22 protein-coding genes are annotated in these 23570 nt (G+C 52.2%); 10 read left to right on the forward strand and 12 right to left on the reverse strand.

All coding sequences use genetic code 11. The annotated features are described in order from the left end of the window. Window positions 1-72: 72 nt before the first annotated feature. Window positions 73-825: a 16S rRNA (uracil(1498)-N(3))-methyltransferase gene (locus O4H47_RS03535; RefSeq protein WP_269392557.1), complete on the reverse strand. Its 753-nt coding sequence runs from the start codon at window positions 823-825 to the stop codon at window positions 73-75. 72 nt (window positions 826-897) lie between these two features. Between O4H47_RS03535 and ubiA the strand changes: the two genes are divergently transcribed. Next, window positions 898-1827, forward strand: coding sequence for a 4-hydroxybenzoate octaprenyltransferase (gene ubiA / locus O4H47_RS03540; RefSeq protein ID WP_269392558.1), 930 nt, complete (start codon window positions 898-900; stop codon window positions 1825-1827). Window positions 1828-1869: 42 nt separating this feature from the next. On the opposite strand, the gene O4H47_RS03545 is transcribed toward ubiA, so the two are convergent. Next, entirely contained in the window at window positions 1870-2379 is a 510-nt protein-coding gene (locus O4H47_RS03545; protein WP_269392559.1) for a DUF6101 family protein, read from the reverse strand. A gap of 246 nt (window positions 2380-2625) precedes the next feature. On the opposite strand from O4H47_RS03545, the gene O4H47_RS03550 reads away from it, so the two are divergent. Genes O4H47_RS03550 through O4H47_RS03560 form a run of 3 tightly spaced genes read left to right on the forward strand, consistent with a single transcriptional unit; the run spans window position 2626 to window position 4419 of the window. Beyond that, window positions 2626-3444, forward strand: coding sequence for a 3'(2'),5'-bisphosphate nucleotidase CysQ (locus O4H47_RS03550; RefSeq protein ID WP_269392560.1), 819 nt, complete (start codon window positions 2626-2628; stop codon window positions 3442-3444). A 23-nt stretch (window positions 3445-3467) separates the two neighbouring features. Continuing rightward, window positions 3468-3698, forward strand: coding sequence for a DUF4170 domain-containing protein (locus O4H47_RS03555; RefSeq protein WP_269392561.1), 231 nt, complete (start codon window positions 3468-3470; stop codon window positions 3696-3698). Window positions 3699-3702: 4 nt separating this feature from the next. Further along, on the forward strand, window positions 3703-4419 hold the full coding sequence (locus tag O4H47_RS03560; RefSeq protein ID WP_269392562.1) for a lysophospholipid acyltransferase family protein: 717 nt from the start codon (window positions 3703-3705) through the stop codon (window positions 4417-4419). Here the strand turns inward: O4H47_RS03560 and O4H47_RS03565 are convergent. The 3 genes from O4H47_RS03565 to xseA are packed head-to-tail and all read right to left on the reverse strand — an operon-like array spanning window position 4416 to window position 7310. Next, on the reverse strand, window positions 4416-5552 hold the full coding sequence (locus tag O4H47_RS03565; RefSeq protein WP_269392563.1) for a hypothetical protein: 1137 nt from the start codon (window positions 5550-5552) through the stop codon (window positions 4416-4418). The two genes, O4H47_RS03560 and O4H47_RS03565, sit on opposite strands and share 4 nt — an antisense overlap. 13 nt (window positions 5553-5565) lie before the next feature. Beyond that, window positions 5566-5772 (reverse strand): DUF2093 domain-containing protein, encoded by a 207-nt coding sequence (locus O4H47_RS03570; protein ID WP_269392564.1) that lies wholly within the window; start codon window positions 5770-5772, stop codon window positions 5566-5568. A 47-nt stretch (window positions 5773-5819) separates the two neighbouring features. Then, the gene (gene xseA / locus O4H47_RS03575; RefSeq protein WP_419719594.1) at window positions 5820-7310 is read right to left on the reverse strand and encodes an exodeoxyribonuclease VII large subunit; all 1491 of its coding nucleotides are present in this window, start codon (window positions 7308-7310) and stop codon (window positions 5820-5822) included. A gap of 108 nt (window positions 7311-7418) precedes the next feature. Between xseA and purD the strand changes: the two genes are divergently transcribed. The 3 genes from purD (at window position 7419) to O4H47_RS03590 (ending at window position 11256) form a co-directional block, all read left to right on the forward strand. After that, window positions 7419-8687 (forward strand): phosphoribosylamine--glycine ligase, encoded by a 1269-nt coding sequence (gene purD, locus O4H47_RS03580; protein WP_269392566.1) that lies wholly within the window; start codon window positions 7419-7421, stop codon window positions 8685-8687. 153 nt (window positions 8688-8840) lie between these two features. Next, window positions 8841-10487, forward strand: coding sequence for an AMP-binding protein (locus O4H47_RS03585; protein ID WP_269392567.1), 1647 nt, complete (start codon window positions 8841-8843; stop codon window positions 10485-10487). Next, entirely contained in the window at window positions 10480-11256 is a 777-nt protein-coding gene (locus tag O4H47_RS03590; protein ID WP_269392568.1) for a crotonase/enoyl-CoA hydratase family protein, read from the forward strand. Before O4H47_RS03585 ends, O4H47_RS03590 begins: the two co-directional genes overlap by 8 nt. A gap of 18 nt (window positions 11257-11274) precedes the next feature. On the opposite strand, the gene O4H47_RS03595 is transcribed toward O4H47_RS03590, so the two are convergent. After that, window positions 11275-11688 (reverse strand): cytidine deaminase, encoded by a 414-nt coding sequence (locus O4H47_RS03595; protein WP_269392569.1) that lies wholly within the window; start codon window positions 11686-11688, stop codon window positions 11275-11277. Between the two features lie 58 nt (window positions 11689-11746). Continuing rightward, the gene (locus tag O4H47_RS03600; protein ID WP_269392570.1) at window positions 11747-12643 is read right to left on the reverse strand and encodes an aminoglycoside phosphotransferase family protein; all 897 of its coding nucleotides are present in this window, start codon (window positions 12641-12643) and stop codon (window positions 11747-11749) included. Between the two features lie 146 nt (window positions 12644-12789). On the opposite strand from O4H47_RS03600, the gene O4H47_RS03605 reads away from it, so the two are divergent. Further along, window positions 12790-13662 (forward strand): patatin-like phospholipase family protein, encoded by an 873-nt coding sequence (locus tag O4H47_RS03605; RefSeq protein WP_269392571.1) that lies wholly within the window; start codon window positions 12790-12792, stop codon window positions 13660-13662. On the opposite strand, the gene O4H47_RS03610 is transcribed toward O4H47_RS03605, so the two are convergent. Continuing rightward, entirely contained in the window at window positions 13625-14080 is a 456-nt protein-coding gene (locus tag O4H47_RS03610; RefSeq protein ID WP_269392572.1) for a nucleoside deaminase, read from the reverse strand. The genes O4H47_RS03605 and O4H47_RS03610 overlap by 38 nt on opposite strands. A gap of 100 nt (window positions 14081-14180) precedes the next feature. Between O4H47_RS03610 and mutL the strand changes: the two genes are divergently transcribed. Both mutL and O4H47_RS03620 read left to right on the forward strand, forming a co-directional pair. Further along, window positions 14181-16049, forward strand: a complete 1869-nt coding sequence (mutL, locus tag O4H47_RS03615; protein WP_269392573.1) for a DNA mismatch repair endonuclease MutL — start codon at window positions 14181-14183, stop codon at window positions 16047-16049. Between the two features lie 198 nt (window positions 16050-16247). Next, window positions 16248-16739 (forward strand): GFA family protein, encoded by a 492-nt coding sequence (locus O4H47_RS03620; protein ID WP_269392574.1) that lies wholly within the window; start codon window positions 16248-16250, stop codon window positions 16737-16739. A gap of 254 nt (window positions 16740-16993) precedes the next feature. Here O4H47_RS03620 and O4H47_RS03625 read toward each other — a convergent pair whose 3' ends face one another. The 4 genes from O4H47_RS03625 to O4H47_RS03640 all read right to left on the reverse strand — a co-directional run bounded on the left by O4H47_RS03625 (window position 16994) and on the right by O4H47_RS03640 (window position 23525). Next, complete coding sequence (locus tag O4H47_RS03625; protein WP_269392575.1) at window positions 16994-20452, reverse strand: chromosome segregation SMC family protein; 3459 nt, start codon at window positions 20450-20452, stop codon at window positions 16994-16996. 30 nt (window positions 20453-20482) lie between these two features. Further along, on the reverse strand, window positions 20483-21178 hold the full coding sequence (locus O4H47_RS03630; RefSeq protein ID WP_269392576.1) for a DsbA family protein: 696 nt from the start codon (window positions 21176-21178) through the stop codon (window positions 20483-20485). 106 nt (window positions 21179-21284) lie between these two features. Continuing rightward, complete coding sequence (gene rsmD / locus O4H47_RS03635; RefSeq protein WP_269392577.1) at window positions 21285-21839, reverse strand: 16S rRNA (guanine(966)-N(2))-methyltransferase RsmD; 555 nt, start codon at window positions 21837-21839, stop codon at window positions 21285-21287. 21 nt (window positions 21840-21860) lie between these two features. After that, window positions 21861-23525, reverse strand: coding sequence for a pseudouridine synthase (locus O4H47_RS03640; protein ID WP_269392578.1), 1665 nt, complete (start codon window positions 23523-23525; stop codon window positions 21861-21863). Window positions 23526-23570: the final 45 nt, after the last annotated feature.

The following is a 23570-nucleotide window of genomic DNA, read 5'->3' on the forward strand; positions in this document are numbered from 1 at the left end:
GTTCGAGCGTCAACCCGAATTTGACCAAAAGTGTCCCCGACCATAGCGGGCAAATTTATAGTTTCAATCCTTTTATCGTAAATCACCGATATTTGATTGGATGATCGCAAGAGCGGCAACGGCTGCGGTGTCGGCGCGCAAAATACGCGGCCCAAGACTAATGGGCACGCAAAACTCTTGATCCAACAATAGTTTGCGCTCATCCGCAGAAAAGCCACCTTCGGGTCCTACCAGCAAAGCGATGGGCTGATCTTTGATTTCCATCAAGCTGGGTGCAGCCCCATCAACTGGCGCACCTTCGTCAGCGAACACCAATTTGCGGCCCGCATGTTCTGTTGGCCATTGCTCGATCAGTTTCACCAACGAGACTTGGTCGTGAACTTTTGGCACGCTGAGGATTTCGCACTGCTCGGCGGCTTCAATGACGTTTGCGCGTATTTTATCAATTTTCAACGATCCCACCAATTGCGTGTGCTGGGTAATCACCGGTTGCAGGTGTCCAACGCCCATTTCAGTTGCTTTTTGCACCATATAATCGAGGCGACCAGATTTTAGCGGTGCGAACATATACCAAAGGTCGGATGTCGGCGTTTGCTTTGCGTGCGCTTGGATCACCGCAATGGTTGACCCTTTGCGATGCGCCTCAGCGATTTCAGCTAGAAATGCACCATCCCGGCCGTTGAAGAGTATGATTTGGTCACCCTCTTTTTTGCGCATAACGTTGAGCAAATAGTTGTTTTGGGCCATGTCGAGTTTAAAGGATTTCCCAACTCGCAGGTCTGCATCAATAAAAAGACGATTTAAGTTCTTGTGATGACGAGGCATAGGGTTCACGCTTGCTTAACAAAAGACCAACGCCTATTAGCGTTCCTAATTGCTGATATAGAAAATGTGATTATGAGTGAACAAAAATCTGACCGCGTTGCTGACGCTGACGTAAAAAACTGGGTGGACTTATTTGCTCCAGCCCCAATCCGCCCCTATTTGCGCATGGCGCGTTTGGATCGTCCGATTGGTTATTGGTTGCTGTTTTGGCCTTGCGCGTTTTCTCTTGGGCTTGCCGCCGTTGCTCGTCCACAAACCGGGTTTTCATTCTATTATTTAGCGCTATTCTTTGTCGGCGCGGTGGCCATGCGTGGCGCAGGATGCACCTTAAATGACATTATTGACCGCAATATTGACGATAAAGTTGAACGCACCCGCTCCCGCCCTATCCCATCTGGGCAAGTGAGCGTTAAGCAAGCGGTGGTTTTTCTGGTCATTCAATGTTTGATCGGTCTGCTCGTTCTGCTGCAATTCAATGATTTCACCAAACTTTTGGGCATTTCATCGCTGATCCTGGTGGTCATCTATCCGTTTATGAAGCGCATCACCTATTGGCCGCAGTTGTTTTTGGGCCTTGCGTTTAATTGGGGTGCGTTGATGGGATGGGCTGCTATGTTTGGCACCCTGCACTATCCAGCGCTCTGGCTTTATGCGGGATCGATTTTGTGGACCATAGGGTATGATACAATTTATGCGCTGCAAGATCGCGAGGACGATGCGATGATTGGGGTAAAATCCACAGCGCGGTTGTTTGGTAATTATGCGCGAGAAATCACCGCAGCCTTCTATGTGGGCGCATTGATATTGTGGTGGTTTGCTGCGGATGGCGCTGGGGTGGGCAGACTATTTCTTTATGCCGCGTGGACTGTGCCATTGCTTTTGGCGTGGCAAATCGCAACGCTAAAACCGGATCAAGGCTTGAACTGCCTCGTCCGGTTTAAAGCAAATCATTGGGTCGGGCTGGCACTGGCACTTAGTTTATTCATCGAATATAGGTTTTGAATTTGGAGATACAAAACCTCGACCCAAAGTGCTGTAGTTAGTTTAGCCAGAGACCAACCCGAGCTTGCGTTTATTTAGAAAGCGAGGACGACGGTTCGCTTGCGGTGCGAACTGACGACGGTTTGTTTGATTGCCCACAAGCACGCCACCAACATGTTGCGTATAGGGCACCAAATCACCGTTTCCGGCGCGGATGAACAAAGGCAAACAGAGTTTTTTGCCCCAGTTTTGCCACTCAGCAACCACGGCGTGGTTACCTTCTTCTTCAAACACGCGATAATTTAAACCACTGTCCGTGTGAATAAGCTCAATCGCACTGGTGAGCACACCTTCATCTGAAATGGTGGTTGCAACGGCAACACCCACATACTCGGTCACCGGGACTTTGATTTTGATGGGGACGCCGCTTTGGGTCAATGTTTTGCGAACCGTTACGGTTTTCACATCATCTTTAGGTGCGTTGTCATTTGCCGGTCGGAGTGCAGGCAGGTTTTGCCCGTTCTTTCCGTTTAGGATCACTTTGGACCCTTTAACTGTTGTGCCTTGCAGCATGTTCTTGTGCCTTCCTGTTAACTCGAGAGCTGTTTTTAAATTTTTCGCTTCTCGTTGTTGAGACCCAAACTACCGAAGAGTTTTCTCAATCCGCTTAAAAAATGCGGTTAAATTTTCGTTGTTTCAAAGAGGGTTAGCAGGTTATGACCGGGTATAACGGCTGATTAACCGAAACGGTATGCTTGCGTCTTATAACAAGGTCAAATATCAGTCTCACCGGGCGTTGTGCCCGCTAAGGAGCCATGGATGTCGCAAGAGAGCGCGCTCGAATTTGAAGATGATTTGGAATTGATCCGTTCTGCAGCTGTGAGCGCTGGGATCATCGCGACAGGTTTTTTTCGTCAAGATGTAAAAACTTGGACAAAAGAAAATGCGTCCCCGGTCTCTGAAGCCGACTTGGCGGTTGACCGTTATCTTAAAGCAACCTTGTGTGCTGAACGCCCCGACTATGGGTGGCTGAGCGAAGAAACAGCCGACGATTTGGATCGAATGAATAAAGATCGAATATTTGTCGTTGATCCAATTGATGGCACGCGCGGCTATTTGCAGGGCGATGACAGTTGGACGGTATGCATTACAGTCGTTGAAAAAGGCAAGCCAGTTGCCGGTGTTGTTTATGCCCCCATCCGCGATGAACTTTATGAAGCCATTGCAAATGGCGGTGCCTATTTGAATGGTGAACCCATTCGCCGACGCGCGCGGTTGGGCAACGCTGGCCCCATTATGCCCGCGCCCGGCGCTGTGCATCGCGAATTGGAAGCGCGGGGCATTTCTTTTGTGCGTGGTCCAGCAATCCGCTCTCTGGCGCTTCGGTTGGTGCAGGTTGCAACGGGTGTTTTAGATATTGCTGTGTCGCGGCGTGGGGCGCAAGATTGGGACATTGCTTCTGCCAGCTTGATCCTACAGGAGTGCGGCATAAGCCTTGAAGATGTGTGTTGCGGCCCTCCGACCTTTAATAAGGAAGAAATTCGCCATGGTGCTATTGCGGCAATGCTTGAGGACAGTCTAAAAGACGACATCCATGAGGTGCTGCGAAACATTTATGGATGTCCAATAGACAACTAGCTTTTAAGTGAAGTGGGAACTTTATGAGCGAAGACAAAAAACAGCTTCTACATCTGGTCATCGGTGGCGAGCTTGAAGACCTTGATGATATTACATTCCGTAATCTTGATGAAGTCGATATTGTTGGGATTTATCCAAACTATGAAACGGCTGCTGCCGCTTGGAAACAAAAAGCCCAAATGACCGTCGACAATGCACATATGCGCTATTTTGTTGTGCATATGCACCGTCTGCTTGATCCGGGCAAAAAATAGATCGATGAACACTGAATTGAGCCAACCTGAAAAATCGGGCTTTTTACAAAGCGCTGGGTTCCGACGCTTTTTGGGTTGGCACGTTCTTGGCGGTTATCTGCGGTTCACCTCCGCCTCGTCAAAATTTATCTATGATCCGCCAAATGCGCACGACATTTCTGCTGATTTGATGCCAGCGATTTTTTGTTGCTGGCACGGGCAAGGCATGCTGGGCATGAAATTGGTGCCTGTTGCCAAGCAGCTTTCTATCCTCACATCACGACATCCAGATGGGCAAATTGTTGCTGCTGCGGCTGAAAGCTTTGGTTGCTCCACCGTCAATGGGTCTGGCGCTAGCTTTAAGCAGGATGAGGGAACAGGCGGCATGGCTGCAATGCGCGAAATGTTGCGTGAGATGAAGCGCGGTCAATCGATCGGCGTCACCGCAGATATCCCCCCAATTCCGGGCCGCAATGTGAGCGATGGTATAGCACTGTTGGCGCGTTTTTCTGGTCGCCCGATTATTCCCTATGCGGTTTCCAGTTCGCGGCGCTCTGTTTTGGAAAATGTTTGGGACAAAATGCAAATCAATCATCCATTTTCGCGGATATCGGCCTGCATTGACGAACCAATTTGGGTACCCAAGACGGCAAAAGACCTAGAACCCTATTCAAAAGAGTTGGCGATGAAGCTTGATCGCACCACGGCGCGGGCTTTTGAGTTGGCGGACCAAAAGTCCTAAGCGCCAGCTCCAGAGATAATGCGCACAGCAGCGTCTAGCGCGCCGGGTGGTCCAATCCGATCGATACCGATTTTGCCGCGCCGTTCCGCTTCTTTTGCGTCTTTAAGCAATGGCTCGAGTTTGTTGGCGATTTGACTGGCGTCCAATGGCGACGAAACGCGACACTCCCCCATTAGTCTTTCGTTGCGGCGCACACGTTGTGGGCGGGCATCATCATGCACCAATGCAACAACCGGCACACCAAGTCCCGCGCTTTGAAAAACAGCCGTGCCTGCCTGCCCAACAATTGCGCGTGAATGCTTGGCAAGTGTTCCAATGCCTTTGTCGAAAAAATGAATTTCGGTTTGGTCAAATGAGGCTGAGATGGCCAGATGTTGGCCACCAATCAAGTTTTGCTCGATAAGATTGCGCAAACCCGCCTTTTGAATGAGTGTTGCTATATCAACGTTTTGCGCCACCGGCACCAGAACCACCATCGGGTAACGCTGGGATAGCCGATTGATCGCATCCATTTCTATGGCAAAAACCTCAACGGCTTGTTCGCGACTGCCGGGCAAAAGTGTCACGGCTATTTTTTCGCCAATCAGCGGCGCAATGTCAAAGTCCAGTTCAGGCACGGTGTCCATCATCAAATTTCCGGCAAATCCCGCGTCGATATTCATCGCGCGCAACGAGCCAGCCAATATATCATCCCGGCACAGCACTTTACGCGTACAACGCTTTAGGGCTTGCTTCTCTGCCGCTGAATATTGACGTGCATAACCCGAATTATAGACATCGATATGGAGGTCGACCTGCTGACCGCCCGCCACGCTGAGCAGCGGTCCAACAATATCACCAACGGTGACCACTTTGTCCCAACGGCCACGATTGTTACGCAAGAAATTGATGTGTTTCATCGCAGTGAAGGCAAGACCGTTTTGAAAGTCTTTAAGAAGTGATCCCACCTTGCGATGGCCTTCACTGGCCAAGCTTCCGCGCGGACCAACAGTTTCGCAAACGCCTTCATATGACTTGCCAGCGCCTACAGTTGGCAGCGCTTCAACAAGATCAACATGTTTTGAAAGTTCACGTGCAAACATGGCGGCCATTGCGTCTTCGCCATAACCGTTTGAGATAACCAATACACGCATGTTTGCGACCCGACTACTTGGTGATGGCTTTCATCGAAGCCATGGCGTCGATATAGGGCTCTTGCTTGTCGACACTCCAATAGGTGAGTTCTTCAAGCGGAATTTTTTGGCCCGTCACCGCACAGGTTACATAGTGACCGGGCTCAACGACGGCAATGTCGGCGTCTAAATAGCGCAGTTTCGCTTCGCGTTGGCCAAAACTGGGTTCAAATATATTCATCTTATCCTCTTAGCTGCGCCCACATATAAGAGAGTGCGAACAAAAAATCAAAACAAGCTTTCTTGTCCGTCGTTTGTTTTTTTCGCTTCAGGCTTTGGCACCTTCTTTGGTTTTGGCGTCGGCGCATCCGCGATCACCGCCCCAAGGTCACCATCGTGCATACGCAATGTTACGCCTTCACCCTTTTTCAACGCCCCTGCTGAACGCGCCACTTGCCCGCTTGCATCCAAAACCAATGCGTAGCCGCGGCTCAATACACCTTTGTAGCTGAAGGAATTCAGCAACTTGGATTGTGTGTCCAGCACTGCTTTGCGTTTATCAAGCAAACGTTGAAATGCAGGATCCATCGATTTGCTCAATGGCTCCAACTTTAAACGGGCACGGCTGGTTGGTTGTTTCAGCCCCTGATCCAAGCGCCCACCCAAAGTGGTCAAACGTTCGCGCAGGTTTTGGTTTTTCTGCTCGAGCGCATTGGCTGAAACGCGCGGCGCTATTGTGCCCAGTTTTGCGCGCTTTTGCTGAATGAACTGGGTGAGTGCATTGCCCAAACGCAACGTCGCCAAATCTTGTCGTTGCCGGGCGGTTGCTGTGAGGTCTTGCGGCTTTGGCATAGATGCGGTGATCGCGCGCATCCGGTCCTTGAAGTTTGAAAGCGTGCGCAATTGGGCGTTGCGGGTTCGCGACCCAAGGTCCTCAACATAGGCGACCAATTCTGCTTTTACCGGCACGGCCATTTCTGCAGCCCCAGTCGGGGTTGGCGCTCTTTTATCGGATGCGTAATCGATCAGGGTGATATCGGTTTCGTGGCCCACCGCTGAAATCAAAGGGATTTGCGAAGCTGCGGCCGCACGCACAACGACTTCGTCGTTGAAGCCCCATAGGTCTTCAATTGACCCGCCTCCGCGCGCGACAATCAACAGATCTGGCCGCTTGATCGGGCCGCCGGGTTGAATGGCGTTAAATCCATCGATGGCACGCGAAACTTCAGCCCCGCAGGTATCGCCCTGCACACGCACGGGCCACACGATCACATGTGTTGGAAATCGATCATCCAAACGGTGTAAAATATCGCGGATTACCGCGCCGGTTGGCGACGTGATCACACCAATGGTTTGAGGTAAGTAGGGTAACTCTTGTTTCCGGTCAGCGTCAAACAAACCCTCGGCCATCAGTTGCTTACGGCGCTTATCCAACAGCGCCATTAGCGCCCCAGCGCCTGCTGGTTCGATATGCTCGATGACGATTTGATATTTGGAAGACCCTGGGAAAGTGGTCAATTTGCCGGTGGCAATAACCTCCATCCCCTCTTCGGGTTTGACCGCTAGTTTTGAAAAAACGCCGCGCCAGATCACGGCATCCATGCGGGCTTTTTCGTCTTTAAGCGCAAAATAGGCATGGCCCGACGAGTGAGGACCGCGATAGCCGGTGATTTCGCCGCGCACCCGCACATGGCCAAATTTGTCCTCAACCGTCTTTTTGATCGATTGAGAGATTTCGGTGACTGTGAATTCGTGGGCGTTTGATTTCAATTCTTCCATAATTGAACTGGTGCCTTGGATATTTGGTTCCGTCAAGGGTGACGCGCTGCCATCAACATGATATGGGAGCGCCAACGGGCAACATTCACAGATATCTGGACACATATTATGAACATTTTGCTGATTGGTTCTGGCGGTCGCGAACACGCTTTGGCATGGGCGATTGCTAAGTCGAAACACACAGACACACTATTCATTGCGCCGGGGAATGCGGGCATGGAAGAATGTGGCAAGATTGTTGATTTGGACGTGGATGACCACGCAGCTGTTGCCGAGTTTTGCGCCGACGAAAACGTACAATTTGTGGTGATTGGTCCAGAACAACCCCTTGTTGATGGCATGGCGGATGTGTTGCGCGAATGCGGGTTGAAAGTGTTCGGCCCGTCCCAAGTTGCTGCCCAGCTTGAAGGGTCAAAGCATTTCACCCATCAATTGTGCGATGAAATGAATGTGCCAGCCGCCAAATATAAACAGTTTGATGCGCTAGAGCCTGCACTTGCCTATTTGGCAGACCAAGGTGCGCCAATTGTGATCAAGGCCGATGGTTTGGCCGCGGGTAAAGGCGTTACAGTTGCCGAAACCCTTGAACAAGCGGAAGCAGCGCTGCGCGATTGTTTTGATGGTTCTTTTGGAGATGCTGGCGCGTCAGTTGTCATTGAAGAATGCATGGTCGGCGAGGAAGCTTCCTTGTTTGCGCTCAGCGATGGAAAAGACATTGTTTTGTTGCCTTCCGCTCAGGACCATAAACGCGCGTTTGATGGCGATAAGGGACCGAACACAGGCGGCATGGGCGCCTATTCCCCCGCCCCTGTTATGACCGCTGAAATGCTCGAGCGTGCGCGCAAAGAAATTATTGAGCCCAGCATTAAGGGCATGGCCGCGCGTGGCACGCCTTTTACTGGCGTTTTATTCATCGGGTTGATGATTACAGCCAAGGGGCCAAAGCTGATCGAATATAATGTGCGTTTTGGTGACCCTGAATGCCAAGTGCTTATGATGCGCCTAAAATCTGACATTGTTGAGCTTTTGACAGCCTGTGCCGATGGTACGCTTGGTGAAGAAACACCTGAGTTTGACGACGCGGTTGCCCTGACGGTTGTGATGGCGGCGAACGGCTATCCCGGCTCATATAAAAAGGGCACACAAATCAAAGGGCTCGATGCCATTGATGGCGATAATGTCAAAATCTTCCATGCGGGCACCAAACGCGACGGCGACAAATTGCTTTCAAACGGCGGACGTGTATTGAACGTCACCGCCAAAGGTAGAACCGTGCAAGAAGCCCGTGACCGCGCTTATGCGGCAATTGATCAGATCGATTGGCCTGAAGGCTTTTGCCGCACAGACATTGCGTGGCGCGCCATTGAACGCGGGTAAATCACCTTTTAGTTTTCTGACTTCCATTTGGCCCGCCCACACCCGGCGGGCCTTTTGTATGAGGGAGCACTTTCAATTCTCCACCGATTGAGGTTTACTCGTTAGGTTGCATTAAATGAACGTCTGTTCATTTGCTTGGGGAGGAAATTGACAATGCTGAAAAACCGGGGTGACGTGCGCTCAACGCGTGATGGGTTTAAGTGGGAAATCCCTGAGCATTATAATATTGGCGTTGATATTTGTGATCGGCTCGCGGCCCAAAACCCCGACAACTTGGCCATCATCGACATTGCACAAGACAAAAGCGTTCAGAACCACACTTTTGGTCAATTACGCGATTTTTCCAATCAGCTCGCACATGTGTTGGATCGCAACGTGCAATTGGGTGACCGCATTGCGGTTTCGCTGCCGCAGAGTTTTGAAACCGCTGCAGCCCATATTGCCATTACAAAAATTGGCGCGGTTTCACTGCCACTGTTCACTTTGTTTGGGCCTGAAGCGCTGTTGCACAGAATGAGCGATTCTGGTGCTAAGGTCATCATTACAAATGCCGCTGGCGTGGCAATGATTGCGCAAATCCGGCAAGAGCTTCCAGCACTTGAACAGGTGTTTTGCGTCGATGGGCCAATTGAAGACGCAATTGATCTACATGCCGTGTGCGCTGAACAATCAACCCATTTCACTCCGATCAATACCAAAGCAGAAGACCCCGCAATTCTGATCTACACTTCTGGCACCACAGGCAACCCCAAAGGGGCACTGCATGCACATCGGGTGCTGCTTGGCCATTTACCGGGTGTTGAAATGAGCCACAATTTTTTACCCCAACCAGACGACCTGATTTGGACCCCCGCCGATTGGGCTTGGATTGGTGGTTTGCTTGATGTTTTGATGCCTGCCTTACACCACGGCATTCCCGTGATTGCGCGGCGATTTGAAAAATTTAGAGCCAGCGCGGCGTTTGAATTGATGCAAGAATTCAATGTGCGCAATGCATTTTTGCCGCCCACCGCGCTTAAGATGATGCGGCAAGACCCAAACGCTGAAAGCTGGAACCTCAAGCTTCGCTCGGTGGCCAGTGGCGGCGAAACCTTGGGCAAGGAACTGATTGAATGGGGTGAGAAGGTATTTGGCACCACGATCAATGAGTTTTATGGCCAAACCGAATGCAACATGATCGTATCTTCATGTGCGGCGCTCGCACCTGCGGAACCGGGTGTTATGGGCTTTGCAGTCCCCGGTCATACGGTTGAAGTCATAGATGAAGAGACACTGACCTTTTCAGGCCTTGGGGAAGAAGGCAGCATTGCAGCCAAAGCACCTGATCCAGTTATGCTTTTGGAGTATTTGAACAACCCAGCCGCCACGGCAAAAAAATTCGTCGAAATTGATGGCACAAAATGGCTGATAACGGGCGACAAAGGCCAAAAAACGAAAAGCGGGCGCATTCGATTTGTGGGGCGCGATGATGATGTGATCAGCTCTTCGGGTTATCGCATTGGCCCGGCGGAAATCGAAGACTGTTTGCTCACCCATCCGGCTGTCAAAATGGCAGGCGTTGTGGGCAAGCCCGACGAGGTGCGTGGCTCAATTGTGGCCGCCTTTATTGAATTGGCGGATGGATATGAAGCACACGACGCGCTTGCCGATGAAATTGCGACCCACGTAAAAAACCGCCTGGCGGCCTATGAGTATCCGCGTGTTATCCGCTTTATCAACGACATGCCGATGACCACCTCTGGCAAAATCATCCGCGCTGAGCTGCGAGACCGTATTGAGAAGGAAACCGCCAATGCCTAGCGAAACGAGCATTTTGTTGGAACAACTTGGCGCAGTGGCAATTGTCACGCTTAACCGCCCTGAGCAACGCAATGCGTTTGATGCGCCTATGTGCGCGCAGATGCGCCAAACCATTGACCAAATCGAAGCAGATCCTTCTGTTTTGTGTACAGTGTTGCAAGCCAACGGCCCTGCATTTTGTGCTGGAATGGACTTGAAGGCTTTTCTAGCTGGGGATGCAGATCGTATCCTGTTTGGTGAATATGGTTTTGCCGGTTTTGTTAAACGCAAGCGCACCAAACCCGTGATCGCTGCTGTGGACGGGGCAGCGCTGGCTGGTGGTTTTGAATTGATGCTGGCCTGCGACATGGTAATTGCCGGCAAAAGTGCCAAATTTGGCCTACCCGAAAGCAAATTGGGCTTGGTCGCTGCTGGTGGCGGCGCGATCCGATTAGGTCAACGTGTGCCAAAAGTAATCGCCAACGAGATTTTGCTCACCGGCCGCATGTTTGGCGCGGATGAGGCTTTGCAGTGGGGTTTGGTCAATCAAGTTGTGCCGGATGGCAATGCCTTGGCTGCTGCGATGGAAATGGCCGAGCAAATCGCCAACAACGCCCCCTTGTCGCTTAGGGCAAGCTTAGCGCTAACTGATCTGGCAAGCAGTCAAATTGAACCCGCGCTTTGGGAAGAAAACGACAGGCAAATGGAGATGATCAGCACCACCCGTGACGCACAGGAAGGTCCCGCAGCTTTCGTCGAAAAGCGCGCGCCAGTTTGGGGTGGTCGATAGCAAATCTTTTGCGCGGCTTCAGTCCTTATTAAAGGCAGCCGACCAATGGTGATGTTGCAAATCAGAAAGCGGTCGAAACAGCAATTCATTGCTGGAATTCGTGACCGCCACAAGAACATTTACGCCCCAAAACCGCAGCCGTTCTTGGCATACGCCACAGGGTGACAATATTGTAAATGGAGCGTCTTCGCTTTCTCTGAACACACATAGGCTGTGTGTTACGGGCACATCTTGCTTGTGCGCTTCAAGGAACCCGCCAAGTTCCATGCAAACAGACAGTACATCCAACTCAGTATCTGGAGAAACACTTGTTATAATTTCCCCGGTTTCCAAGCGTACCGCCGCTGCACCGCCCCAGCCTTTAGGATAGCGACGTTCAATGAGACTGACCGCTGCAGCGTAGATCTCTTTCTCAAAGCTCGTATTTTCCATGGTGCGACCGCTGCTTTTTTTCTAAATCTTCATTTAAATTAATTGCTATTCCCCAAGACTAACTTGCCTCATCAAGCAACCGTACAATTGCGTCCCGTGACATTCGGATGAGTTGCAACTTATCCTTATCGCGATAATAGGAATAGGCAATGACGGCATTATGTAGCGCCCAACCGCGCCCGCGTCGCCATTCATTTTCGTCGATTTTCAGGGTACGTCTGAACACTTGACGCGCTTCGCCGTCAAAAAGCCACCATGCCGGGGGTATATCGGCGGCGGGATCTCCCACGGCACACAGTCCAAAATCTATGACGCCTGCCAACACACCATTTTGAGTGATCAAATTTCCCGCGTGCAAATCCCCATGCAACCAGACCGGAGGACCATTGTGCGGCTTGGCGGCAAGTGCATCTTTCCAGACGTTGAGGAGCCGCTTGGCGTCGAACTCATCGGCAATCTCAAGAATAGATTTTTGCGTGGCCGGGTCCCTGTCTTCCAACGGTACGCCGCGTCTATTGTCAGATTTCTCGCTCAAGTATTCGTCACTGGCCTTGTTGGCACGTAACTCGAGAAGAAAACGGGACAGCCGCTCAGCGGCTTCATCCGGCGAGTGCGGCGGCACGGTGAAATAGTCCTCACCATCCATCCAGGAATACAGCGCGATAGGAACACCACGGTCTGTCACTTTTGCATACTCACAAACCGTTGGCACTTCCAACGTACGGAACTTACGTTGCCTTAAAACTGAGACTTCCCTTTGCAAGGCCTTCGCCGCATATTCGTGCAATGGCACCCGCACCACATGACTTTTGCCAAGTCGATACATTGAATTGTCTGTGCCACCCGAAGCGATTTGTTTCAGCTGTAATGAAGAATATTTTGGCCACATACTTGCAACGGCATTTTTGATCCCCACCTCATCAAATGTAGCGCCAAAAGCAATGCTTAAACTCAACTCTTTTCACCAATTGTTGCGTTGAATAAAACATTGTTTGTAACCAAGATACGTCCAATGGTGGTTGCAAAATTGCTGCACTTCGTAAAATTGTTAACCTCAGTGTGATAGGCTTTTAAGCAGTAAAGTAGAGTTAGGTGGCGAATATGACGACCTTGTACGGTCCTCGAATTGGCGTCGCCCTTGGTGGTGGCGCAGCACGCGGTTTAGCCCATATTTCCATTATCGAAGCGATGGACGAAATGGGGCTCAAGCCAAGCCTTATTGCAGGTACTTCTATAGGCGCTTACATCGGCGCTGGTTGGGCGTCTGGCATGCAGGGACGCGAGATCCGTGAACATGCTTTGGACGTTTTGGGCAGTATGCGCGCCCTGAGTTCTCGGCTTTGGCGCACACAAGTCTATGACATTCGCGAAATGTTTCAGGACGGCATTTCGATGCAGTTTGACGCATTGCGCGTTCTTGGGGCCTTTTCGCCGCAGCCTTTTCCGCGCCGTTTTCGGCAATTGCAAATTCCTTTAAGGGTGATCGCCACTGACTATCGGTCGTGGCACCCAGCTGTTTTTCACAAAGGTCGCCTGGATTGGGCGCTTGCCGGTTCCATTGCCATTCCAAGCCTTTTCAAGCCGGTCATTCACGAAGACCGTTTGTTGGTGGATGGTGGTGTTGTGAACCCGCTGCCGTTGGATCACGCGAGCCAAGGCATGGACATTGTTATTGGGGTGGATGTGAACGGTGATCCGGTTTTAACCGACCCCAGCTTTACACCTGCAACCATTGATATTGGCATGGGCGCTGCTCAAATCATGATGCATGCCCTCACCGCCCAAATTTTGGGCGCCTATCCGCCAGACATCTATGTGAAGCCAAATGTGCGCGATTTTGGCGCCTATGAATTTTGGCGCGTGCGCGAAATCTTAGAAGCTGGCGATGCGGTGAAAGACCAATTCAAATATAAATTGGCCGAAAAGATGGATCGGTTTATCGTCGATCAAGGAAAAACTGCTGAAGCAGTTTAGCGCTTTCACGTTCATTTAGCCCTGCAATTACTTCAGGTTGATGGTGGCATGTGGGTTGGTTGAAAAACCGAACCCCATTGTCCACCGCCCCACCCTTTGGATCATCCGCCCCATAATAGACACGGCGCAATTTGGCGTGTGCAATAGCACCAGCGCACATGGTGCAAGGCTCCAGCGTTACGTATAAATCGCATTGGGCGAGCCTGCCGGTACCCACAAGCGCCAATGCTTGTTTGATCGCCAGCATTTCAGCGTGGGCTGTTGGGTCGTTCAAGGCTTTCATTTGGTTGGCGACTTTTACAATCACTTCCCCATCATGCACCACAACGGCCCCCACGGGCACTTCGCCATTGTTGGCCGCTATTTGCGCCAATTGCAGCGCTTGTTGCATGGGGGTGAGATTGTTGTTGGTCGTCATCACATCACTTTGCTTGTTGATGAAGCTTTGCCATAAGCACGCCAAAGATGCAAAGCCTGTTCGTTGGCGCTAGGCTATCGGCAATAGGAGAATCACATTCATGCGTATTCGGCAACTGCCCGACGATCTGGTGAACAAAATCGCCGCTGGCGAGGTTATTGAACGCCCGGCAAGCATCGTCAAAGAATTGGTGGAAAACGCGTTGGACGCAGGAGCGACCCGCATTGTGGTGACCACCAGCGCGGGCGGTAAAAGCTTGATCCGCATCGAAGACAATGGCTTTGGCATGGGCGAAGATGATTTGCGCCTCAGCGTCTCGCGCCATGCAACGTCTAAGTTGAAAGACGATGAGCTAGATGACATTCAAACACTTGGCTTTCGTGGCGAAGCTTTGGCGTCAATCAGTGCGGTTGCTGAACTGACCATCGCGACCCGCGCCACGAACGAAGAACTTGGCCTGAAATTGAGCTTTGAGGGCCCGCGCATTGTAATCTCTCCAAACCCGATGCCGCATGGCACGGTGGTGGAAGTGCACAGCCTTTTTAAGAATGTGCCGGCGCGCTTGAAATTCCTCAAATCTGACCGCGCCGAAGCCAACGCGATCACCGATGTGATGCGGCGCTTAGCAATGTCGGAACCGCATGTGCAATTTGTGTTGCAGGGGTCTGATCGGCAAACCACCAATTGGCCTGCGCAGACGGGCGAAAATGCCGCCAAGAACCGCCTCGGGCAAATCATGGGCAATGATTTTGCCACCAATGCCGTGCCGATTGATTATCACCGAGGCCCAGTGCACGTAACTGGCATGGCGGCGCTGCCAACTTACACAAAGGCCAATTCGCTAGCGCAATTCTATTTCATCAATGGCCGTCCCGTGCGCGACAAAGTTTTGATTGGCGGTGTGCGCGGTGCTTACGCTGACTTTTTGCACCGGGATCGTTTTCCGGTGGTGGCGCTATTTATCAATATGCCTTCGGCTGATTTGGACGTGAATGTGCACCCGGCAAAGTCTGAGGTGCGGTTTCGCGACCCTGGTTTCATTCGCGCGGCGGTGATCCGTGGCTTGATGAACGCCTTAGACGAAGCGGGCTTTCGTGCCTCAAAAACCGTTTCAGATGCAACTCTTGCAGCGTTTCAACCCGGTGTTACCGGGCAACCCACTTCTTCTGGTTTTCCACCTCCCTCTTCATATGGGATGAGCGAAACGGGGCAGCCTTCGATTGATCCGGAAGTCAATCGCACCATGCAATATCAGGGTGATTATGGCTATCGCCCCTCGGTCCTTTCGCCCAACATGCCGCGCATGGATGGGTTGAATACCCCAAGTGCACGGATGGAAGATTTGGACAGCGCGGACACAGCTGCTGCCCAGGACATGATGAGCGACGAGCACCCCTTGGGCGTTGCCCGCGCGCAATTGTTTGAGAACTACATCGTCGCGCAATCCAGAGACAATTTGATTGTTGTGGATCAGCACGCGGCGCACGAACGACTTGTCTATGAACGGTTTAAGGCAGAATTGAACGATGGTCCCGTGCCCGCGCAAAAGCACCTCATCCCGGTGGTGATAGATTTGCCTGAAGAAGATTGCGCGCGTCTAGAGGATGCATCCGAAGCGCTGTTACACGTCGGATTGGGTCTTGAACGATTTGGCCCTGCCGCTGTTGCGGTTTATGAAACCCCTGCCCTTTTAGGCAATTCTGACGTGCATAAGCTGATCAATGACGTCGCTGATCAGCTGGCTGAATGGGACAATATTTCCATTGTCATGGAGCGCTTAGAAGAAATCGCCGCCCGCATGGCCTGCCACGGCTCCGTCCGCTCTGGCCGCCGTTTGCGAGCCGAAGAAATGAACAAGCTTTTGCGCGAAATGGAAGCGACACCGCACTCGGGCCAATGTATCCACGGACGTCCCACCTATGTGCAGTTGAGTAAGGTAGATATTGAGAAACTGTTTGGGCGGCGGTAGTCATTGCTGAGGCTCATTGCGGCGGCAATGTGCCCCCGGATCAAGTCCGGGGACGCCGAGAGATGATGTGCGTTCCTTCACCACAGGGGCATTCCCGATCAACCGCATACAAAATCCATTACCCGAACAAGCTTACAGTTCACATTGACAATGGTAGGTCGTGCCCACTTATATTGAAGAGCCTGGGAGGAGCACACGATGTCAGAAGAAAAGAAAAGTTTTGAAGGTGGTTGTACGTGCGGCCATGTGCGCTACGAAATGCATTCTGAACCATTGATCGTACACGGATGCCACTGCACCTGGTGCCAACGACAAACGGGCGCGAGCTTCGCGGTGAATGCCTTGATTGAAGAAGATCGCGTGGTGGTGACAAAAGGCGAGGTCAACGAAATCTTGGTCCAATCACCAGGCGGTAGTGGGCAACGCATTGCCCGATGTCCCAGATGCCAAGTCGCGCTCTGGAGCAACTATCTTGTGATTGGCGACCTTGTTCGCTTCGTCAGGGTTGGCACGTTGGACGATTCTGCGAATTTCCCGCCCGATGTCCACATCTATACAAAAACCAAGCATCCTTGGGTGATCTTACCCCCCGACACCCCTTCGGTTGAAACATACTATGATGTGAATACTACGTGGCGGCCGGAGAGCATTGAACGGCGAAAAGTTCAACGCGAAGCTGCTCAGGGTTGAAACAATGAAAAAACATTTGTGCAAAGTGGGTGCTGAGATGCTGATTGAGCGTCATTTGCTGCAGTAACGTGACCCCGGATCAAGTCCGGGGATGCCAGAAGGATAGCCCGCATATCCCCACGGGACATTCCCGGCCTTGAGCCGGGATCGGCAAGCCGCAAACCTTCAACCTCACCCTGAGCTTGTCGAAGGGCGCGGAAATTAGAACCTTCTGGTTCGACGAGCTCACCATGAGGGCTTTTAACGTGTTGGTTCTAAACCGCTTCCAAAAACGTCTCAGCCGTCGTCAAATCAACCGACACCAAATTGGAAATACCGCGCTCAGCCATGGTGACGCCGAATAGGCGGTCCATGCGGGCCATGGTGATGGGGTTGTGGGTGATGACCACGAAGCGGGTTTCGGTTTTTTCGCGCATTGAATCGAGCAAGTTGCAGAAACGCTCAACGTTCGCATCGTCCAATGGCGCGTCGACTTCGTCGAGCACACAGATGGGGGCCGGGTTGGTGAGGAACACCGCAAAGATTAGCGACATGGCTGTAAGGGCTTGTTCACCGCCTGAAAGCAAGGTCATCGTCTGTGGTTTCTTGCCCGGTGGGCGGGCGATAATTTCAAGACCGGCTTCAAGCGGATCATCGCTTTCAACGAAAGTCAGCTCTGCCGTGCCACCGCCGAACAATTGGGTAAATAGTTCGGTGAAATGCGCGTTCACTTTATGGAAGGCTTCGGTTAGTCGTGCACGGCCTTCGCGATTGAGGTTGGAAATACCGGTGCGTAGCTTGGCGATTGCGGCGATAAGGTCTTCCCGGTCGGCCACCATCGTGTCGAGTTTTTCTTGGGTTTCCGTCGCTTCTCGCTCTGCGCGAAGGTTGACGCCGCCCAACCGTTCACGCTCACGCTTCAAGCGATCCAACTTGGCTTCAGTTGCGCTTTCCGTTGGCAACTGATGTTCTGGCTTGATGCCTGCGATTTCAGCTGTGCGATTTGCGCTAACGTTAAGAGATTCAACCACATTTTGCTCAACCTGCAAACGTTGTTGCCCAAGCGATTTCAAGCGCTCTTCGATGCGAGCGATTTCTTCGCGCACTTTGGATAAGGCGGCAATGGCGTCCCGTGCGTCGCGGTCCTGTTCGCGGTGCATTTGCTCGGCCTTGGCCACCGCGTCTGCTGCCCGTTTGCGGTCCTGCTCGGCATCTTCAATTTTATCTTCTAACGTGCGACGCTGATTGGCGAATTCGTCCGGTGCGCTGTTCAACTCCTCGAGTTGAGTTTCAATTTCTTGCTGGCGAGAAACAAGCGAAGCCAAATGGCTTTGTGCATCAGTGAGCCGTTTTTGCCACGATCCCCGCTCGGTTTCGATACGCGCCAAACGCTGCTCGCGCATCCGCGCCGCATTTTCAAACCCTGCAAGGCGCAGTCTTGCCTGATCTGCTTGTTCGCGCAGTCGAGAAAGGTTCATATTCTCGGCTTCAATTGCCCGGGCCAAATCCTGATCATCCTCGATAACACTCAGGGCGTTTTCAGCGTCTTTGACCACCGCCACCATTTCATCACGGCTTGATTTGAGGCGCACATTTGCTTCTTCCAGCGCACTGCGGCGGGACGTGAGGTCCACAAGGCCCTTTTGTGCGGCTTCTACAGCGGCCTGAGCGGCGCTGATGGCGCGTTGGGCATCTTTGTAGATATCGCGTCGCTGGCGCTCCTGCTCGCGGCTGGCCGCCAATTGCTCGGATTTTGCCTGTACGTTGGTGCGCGCCGTTGAAAGCTTTTTCCCAAAGGATTGACGTTCTGCATCAATCTCCGCCAAACGGTTGCGCTGTGCGAGCCGCTGTGCGGCGGCTGTAGGCGCGTCACCACGCGCCACAAACCCATCCCAACGCCAAAGGTCACCTTCACGCGTGACCAATGTTTGACCGGGCTTGAGCGCTTTCATCAGAAGCTCGCCGTCAGACTTTTCGATAACGCCGATTTGGTTCAAGCGACGGGTCAATAAAGCCGGGCCGCGCACAAATTGGCTCAATGGGTCTGCGCCGGCTGGCAGGGCAGCATCGGCGCTGTCATCTCCGGGCTGGGACCAGAACAAGGGGGCCGCTTCATCTGAAGAGGCGTCTAGATCATCCCCTATTGCAGCGCCAAGGGCGGTTTCAAACCCGGCTTCAACTTCCAACGCATCAACAATTGATGGCCACAAAGACTGGTCATGCAGCTCCAGCATCTTGGAGATCGCTTGGGCTTCTGCATCAAGTTTGGTGATTTCAGATTCAATTGCGGTTAGTGTTGGTCGCGCTTCGTGCAAGTCTTGCTCGGCTTGCCGCGTCGCCGCTTCGGCTTTGTCGGCATCTGCTTCAGCGCGCTCAGCCTCTGTGCGCGCATTTGCTAGTGCGTCTTGGCGCGCCTGCAATGTCTTATCTTCAGACAGGGCTTTGATGATCTTTTGCGCTTCATCCGCTACATCTGCGAGCTGCTGATTAAGCTTATCTAGGCGCGCTTTTGCGTCGTCCAATGTGCGTTGGGTTGAGGATTTGTGGGCGCGCAGTTCGCTCAACTTGTCGGCTTTGGCCCGCAATGCAATTTCGGCTTCAGACACAGTTTGTTTGGTGCGTTCTGCATCTTGGAGGGCTTGCACATTGTCTGCCGCAGCATTGGCCGCATCGCTGTTCAACTGTTTTTCTTCGTCAGCCAAATTCGCCACCAATTCGCGACTTTCGCTGATCAAGTCCGTATCCCGCGCCGCGTCAACTTTGACCTGCACCAAGCGACCTTCTAATTCGGTTTTGCGTTGATTGGCGCGTTTGGCGTCTTCTTCGAGTTGGGTCAGTGCAATCTTGAAGCGTTGCAATACCGCGCCAGCTTCCGCTTCTGCCAAGCGCAAGGGCTGTAATTGCTCATCAGATGCCTCAAGCCGTTTTTTGGCCGCAAGATCCAAATGGGTTGCATCAGCCAACAAATTGACCAAACGCGCATGTTCGGCTTGCGTTTCTTTTTCTTTCACCTTCACGGCAACCCAACGCAAATGCAGCAAGGTCGCTTCGGCTTTGCGGATATCGCCTGAAATATTGCGATAACGGGTGGCTTGGCGGGCCTGACGCTTTAAATTTTCAAGTTGACCATCAACCGCGGCAATGATGTCGTCAACACGTTCAAGATTCGTTTCAGCGGCCCTTAGGCGCAATTCAGCTTCGTGGCGGCGGGAATGAAGTCCTGAAATGCCTGCCGCCTCTTCCAGGATCAATCTACGTTGCTTGGGTTTGGCAGATATTAATTCGCCGATTTGGCCCTGGCGCACCATTGCAGGAGATCGGGCACCGGTGGAGGCATCGGCAAACAAAAGCTGCACATCTCGGGCGCGCACTTCTTTGCCATTGACGCGATAAACGGAGCCATGTTCGCGCTCAATGCGGCGGGTGACTTCAAGTTCATCTTCGTGGTTTAGCGCCGCAGGGGCCGTGCGGTCTTTATTGTCGAGGAAAAGGGTGACTTCGGCGCTGTTGCGCGCAGGGCGATTGGTGTTGCCGGAAAAAATTACATCGTCCATGCCAGACGCGCGCATGTTTTTATAGGAGCTTTCCCCCATCACCCAGCGCATGGCTTCAACAAGGTTGGATTTTCCACACCCATTTGGTCCCACAATTCCAGTGAGACCCGGTTCTAGATATAAATCAGTGGAATCGGTGAATGATTTGAAGCCAGTGAGCCGCAGGCGCGAAAATTTCATCGCGCCCCCCGTTTCGGGCAGCGATGAACGCTATAGCAGCGGTTCGATCTCTTTGGCGAATTCTTCAACCGATATAACTCCAGCCAGCTTCTTGCCGTTCACATAAAACGTTGGTGTCGCTTCCAAGCCAAATTCTTCCAAAGCTTGATTACGAGTCTTCTCTAATCCTTTGAAAAGCTCTTGGTTTGTCAAGCAAGCTTCGAATGTTTCCTGTGTAAATCCGTTATTTATTGCCACTTGGGCCATTTGGGCCTTCGGATTGTCACTTACTGCCCAAGAACGCATGGTTTCAAAATAGGCACTCGTGAGTTTGTAATAGTCGGCTGCTGGTTCGTCACATGCGGCCACCATGAACACAACAGCATCCAAAATCGAACGGCTGAACGGGCGCATTACAAAGCGGACTTTGCCGGTGTCTATGAATTCTTTCTTGAACTCAGGGAACACTTGATTGTGGAAGGTTGCGCAGTGAGGGCAAGTTGGTGACGCATATTCGATTATGGTCACTTTGGCGTTTTCATCGCCCAACCAGTTATCTTCAAAACCCAAGGGTTTCATCAAATCGCCTGTGCGTGTAATTTCCTCGCCGCCAGATGCTGTATTGTCAGCAGTTATTTTGGTTTGGTTCGCCGTTTCATCACTCGTGGCTGTGTTGTCACAACCGGCAAGAAACAATGCACCAAAGCTTGCACCTGTTAACAGGGCTGTTCTGCGGCTAATTTTCACGACACCAAACTCCTCAAATAAAATCGTTGAGTGATGTTACATATGTCAAACGTGGCCGCAAGAGGGCAAAGGCCTCACCGATCCTCACATTGAAGTGAAATCGTTCTTATCCGCGCTGTAAAATTGCGATTTGCGTATCACCATAATTGCGGCGATCAAGTTCGGTCAGACCATTAGGAATTGTCAGGTCAGCAGATTTTGCCTCTTCCCAAACTATGATTGCGTCATCCGCAATCCAGCCACCGTCTAATGCAACGCTCAGTGCTTTTTCACCCAGACCCTTATTGTAGGGTGGGTCAAGAAACACCAAATTGCAGGGCGGAATGCGCTGAACTTGGCCCAAATCGGTCGCGTCTCGACGCAACATGCGCGCCTGCCCCGCCACGCCAAAATCTTGGATATTTTCACGCATTAATGCCCGGGCTTCAACGCCAGTGTCCACAAAGGTTGCATGCTCTGCCCCACGCGACAAAGCCTCAAGACCCAAAGCGCCAGTGCCCGCAAAAAGATCGAGCACCCGCACCTGATGAAATGCGGGGCCGAAATGATTGGCAAGGATATTAAACAGGCTTTCGCGCACCCTATCAGATGTGGGACGGATTTCGTCCGTTTCTGGGGTGTGCAATTTCTTGCCGCGAAATTTACCCGCTACAATGCGCATAATTGGCCCTTTTGCCTGCCGCTACTTGCGCGACTTTGGTGGCGAAGCACGCCTGTTTGGATTGGCATTTGGGTTACTCGAACGTGAGCCTGCTGGTTTGCCTGCTGGACGACCAGTGGGTTTACCACCCGACTTACCACCAGGTTTGCCCCCAGTTGGACGGCCACCGCTGCGCGGCTTGCCATAGCCTCGGCTATCGTCTGGCTTGGCGGAAACAAAGGTCTTGTTTTTGCCACCCCGGCCGCGGCTTTCTGGGCGTGCTGAGTTGCGACCGCGATCTCCATCACCTGATGGGCGCTCGTCACGTTGCACAAATGCGCCACGGCGATCATTTGCGGTTCGGTCGTCACGACGTGGACCGCGCGTTTTTGCCGATTGAGGACGGCCACCGCGTTCTTCAAACGACTTATTTTCGCCCGATGGCCTGCGATCGCGATCACCAAATGATTTCTTATCACCATAAGGCTTTTTGTCACCCGAAGGCTTCCGATCCCTGTCAGCAGGTTTATTGCGCGCATCAGATTGTCCACGACTTGGCTCACGACGGCCTGGGCCGCCACTTCCCGCGCGCTTGTCGCCATAGGGCCTTTTGTCGCCAAAGCCTTTGCGATCGCCGCCACGGCGATCGTCGTCCCGGCGCTTGCCGCCCTTGCGGTCATCATCGTCTTTGCTGCGTTTTTCAGGTGTGTCGATTATTTCAGTTCGACCATCATCAAAGAACACTTTGGACTTGGGTGTAAAATCTTCGGTTGGGCGTTCTTCGAATTTCTTGCGGACCGGGCGCACCGGGCGATCAACTCGCCCAACGGGTTTGCCTGCCGGTTTGACTGGCTCTTGTGGTTTGCCGCGAGACTGAAACTGGTTACGGGTTGGTTTTTTGATCTCAACCGGCACAATCGGTCCATCAAAATCAACACCAGCTTCTTGGGCCAATTTGGCGCTCAACTGGTCTTTGAGCACGCGGGACTTAACCGCCAAGATTTCACCAACCTTCATTTCGTTCAGCTGGAAGGGGCCATAGGAGATACGGATCAAACGGTTTACGTCTAACCCAAGCGCAGCCAACACGTTCTTCACTTCGCGGTTTTTGCCCTCTTTCAAAGAGATCACGATCCACGCATTTGCGCCCTGTTGGCGCTCAAGTGAAGCTTCGATGGGACCATAGTGAACCTTATCGACTGTAATACCGTCTTTGAGCTCATCCAGCTTTTCTTGGGTGATGCGACCATGCGCCCGCACCCGATACCGACGGGTCCAGCCTGTTGAGGGCAGTTCAAGCACGCGCTTGAGGCCGCCTTCATTGGTCAGCATCAACAAACCTTCAGTATTGATGTCTAGGCGGCCCACGGTCAAAACGCGCGGCAGGCCTGCTTTTTCGAAATCATCAAACACTGTGGGGCGACCATCAGGGTCGCTTTCGCTGACCACTAGGCCTGCTGGCTTGTAATAGAGCCACATGCGTGTGGCTTCTTTTTGGGCCAAGCGATTGCCATCGACTGTGATTTTGTCTTTGTCGGTCACATTATAGGCAGGGGTAGAAATTACCTTGCCATTGATCGCAATACGGCCCTCTTCGATCCATGTTTCGGCCATGCGGCGCGAACAATGTCCCGAACGAGCAATTACTTTGGCGATACGTTCGCCTTCGCGCGTTTTTTGAGGCGCGCCTTTTTTGTCAGTCGCCATTTTTTGGCTCCGATTGAATAAAAGTGTTGGCGCGGTGTAGCGGTT

The organism is Maritalea porphyrae (assembly GCF_027213965.1).
GTDB lineage: Bacteria > Pseudomonadota > Alphaproteobacteria > Rhizobiales > Devosiaceae > Maritalea > Maritalea porphyrae_A.